The organism is Nonomuraea sp. NPDC001684 (assembly GCF_053596515.1).
Window position 1 is genome coordinate 1 of record NZ_JBSFGJ010000746.1, and the last position, 2,753, is coordinate 2,753.

Below are 2,753 nucleotides of genomic sequence, written 5' to 3' on the forward strand. Positions count from 1 at the left end.
GCCAGACCTACACGCCTCCCAAGATGTCGGCGTCGGTCAGCGTGACCGCGACGACGGGCGGAAACCTCGTCCTCACGCCGGCCACGACGGCGACCGGGACGACGCCGTTGCTGAGCATCAAGATCGGCCAGGACACGACGACCTGCGCCTCCGCGTCGTCCGCCCCCACCACCGTCTCGATCCCGGTTCAGACCGGCGGTGGCGGCACCGGGACCGATGTGGTGCAGTACAAGTGTGACCTGGTGGACACGACGATCAACGATCCGGCCTATCCGGCCGACGTGGACATCAAGATCACCCCCGGCACCCTGCCCACCAACGCCAAGGCGAACGAGGAAGTCAGCATCTCGTGGACCAGCACCATCGATGCCAGCAGCCTTGACACGCTGAAGGCCCCCACCGGCTTCCCCGCGAGCGGCGGCAAGTACTTCCTCAACGTGAAGGCGTCCGGTGCGGGGGTCACCCAGCCCGCGGCGGCCGAGGGCGCGCTGACCAACGTCGTCGTCGGGCAGGACATCACCACGCTGCCCAGCGTCACCCTCAAGGTGAAGCCCACCACGACCGGCACGGTGACGCTCACCCCCGGCGACCTGATCCTCGGCACCTCGGCCACGGCGACCACCGGCAGCGCGATCAAGTGCGTGGCTCCCACGACGGGCGTCAAGAACCACACCTTCCAGGTGGTCGCCGGCTCGGGAACGAGCCCCACGCCGACGCCTACGCCGACCCCCACGCCCACGCCGACCCCCACCCCCAAGCCGACCAAGACCAGCACCGCGACCGTGACCGTGACCCCGCCCGACAAGTCCAAGACGCCCAAGGCGGGGGCCGACACCGGGGCCGGGGGGATGGCGGGGCCTGACGGGCGGCTGTTCGTGCTGACCGGAGCCGTTCTGATCGCGGCCGCGGCGGCCGGTGGGCTGGTGCTGCGCCGGCGTACCGCCGGCAGGGGCTGAGCGGCGTGGCCGGGCAGTATCCGTACGGCGGCCCGCCACCGCGGGACCGGGGGAGCACCGCGCTCAGGACCGTGCTGATCGGCGCGGCCATCGCCGGGGTCGTCACGGTCGTGGCGGGCATGCTGATGGTGCTGCAGTCGCCCGAGGAGTACGGCATGGACAGGGACGCCCTGCCCGTGGCCGTGCAGACGCAGGCGTCCGGCCAGCCGCAGCAGGCGTTGTTCCAGGCGCCGCCGGACCAGCCGCCGCCGCTGCCGGAGATCACGCCGGCGCCGCCGATGCTGCCCTCGACGCCGATCCGGATCGTGATCAAGCGGCTCGGCGTCAACGCGCCGATCAAGTCGGTGGGGCTGGCCAAGGACGGGACGATCGAGGTGCCGCCGTCCGACAATCCCAACCTGGTCGGGTGGTACCGGAACATGTCCACGCCGGGCCAGGAGGGCCCGGCGGTGCTGCTCGGTCACAAGGACACCCGGACGCGCAGCGCCGTGTTCAGCCGCCTCGGCGAGCTCAAGCACGGCGACACCATCGAGGTCAAGCGCCAGGACAAGACGACCGCCGTGTTCACGGTCGGCGGCGTGGAGCAGGCGAGCAAGAAGACGTTCCCGACCGAGCGCGTCTACGGGAGCCGGGAGAACGCCCAGCTCCACCTCATCACCTGCGGTGGTGCCTACGATCGCACCATCGGCCACTACAACGACAACATCATCGTCTACGCGACGATGACGAGCTCCTATCGAAGCTGATTGGCGGAGGCGGGCATGGGCTGGCTGGCGAAGCGGAAACTGCGTACTGGCCCGACGGCGGCCCTGCCCGCCAAACCGGACCCCGCCGAATTGTTGCGGATCGTCCAGCTGGCCGACCCGGACGCCCGGCGCGAGGGCGACGACATCGTGGCGGCCGACGTGCGGGTGTACGCGCCGGTCGAGGCCGACGCCGAGCTGACCGGCGGGGTGCTGGAGAAGGCGTGGGCCTGCCGGGTCACCGCCGAGGGGCCGCTGCCGTTCGACTTCTTCGACCGCTACCTGGCCGAGGGGCTGGCCTTCCGGCTCAAGGGGCTCGCGGTGTGCCGGGGCGAGGTGAGCGATCCGGCCGACGGCGAGGAGGGCGGTCCCGCCGTCATCCTGCCGGTACGCCCGTCCGCCGACGATCTGGCGCCGCTGCTGGAGCAGGGGGAGGACGAGTTCACGTACACGTCGGGCGACATCCGGGCCGCGCTCGTGCCGCAGAAGGGGCAGCCGCCGGCGGTGCGGGAGCTGCTGCCGTTCGCCACCGAGCTGACCGCGATCGAGCTGCGCGGCGAGGAGCCCGTCAAGCTCGGAAGCCTGGCGCTGGAGCTGGCAGAATCGCTGAACGGCCTGGTGGTGGACCGGTGGCGGTTCAGGATCGACGCCGCGGAGGACCTTCTGGCCCCGGAGTGACGAGCCACAGAACGTCGTTCTGTTGTAGTCTCTCCTCAATAACCGAATAATGCTCGGTTTCCAGGAGGCACTGTGGCAGAGGCGTACATCGTCGGAGCGGTCCGTACCCCGGTCGGCAAGAAGAAGGGCGGGCTTTCCACCGTCCATCCCACCGACCTGGCCGCCCACACGCTGAAGGCGCTCATCGACCGCACCGGCGTCGATCCGGCGGCGGTCGAGGACGTCATCATGGGGTGCGTCATGCAGTTCGGCCCCCAGAGCATGGACATCGCGCGAAACGAGTCCTTCGTCCGCGTTGAGGTGCGTCATCCCAACGAACACATGGCGGCGCTCACCAACCCCATCATCCTGAGCTGAAACGATGAAGGGAGCCCAG

At 70.1% G+C, this 2,753-nt stretch carries 3 protein-coding genes and 1 pseudogene; all 4 read left to right on the forward strand.

From position 1 onward, the window contains the following. Window positions 1–956, forward strand: a 956-nt coding sequence (locus tag ACWCSD_RS51065; RefSeq protein ID WP_449926881.1) for a hypothetical protein, incomplete at its 5' end; no start/stop codon positions are given. 5 nt (window positions 957–961) lie between these two features. After that, window positions 962–1,702, forward strand: a complete 741-nt coding sequence (locus ACWCSD_RS51070) for a class F sortase (RefSeq protein WP_358289183.1) — start codon at window positions 962–964, stop codon at window positions 1,700–1,702. Between the two features lie 15 nt (window positions 1,703–1,717). After that, window positions 1,718–2,377: a hypothetical protein gene (locus ACWCSD_RS51075; protein ID WP_397153979.1), complete on the forward strand. Its 660-nt coding sequence runs from the start codon at window positions 1,718–1,720 to the stop codon at window positions 2,375–2,377. Between the two features lie 72 nt (window positions 2,378–2,449). Next, a pseudogene (locus tag ACWCSD_RS51080) lies at window positions 2,450–2,653 on the forward strand (thiolase family protein); the annotation flags it as partial. Between the last annotated feature and the right edge of the window lie 100 nt (window positions 2,654–2,753).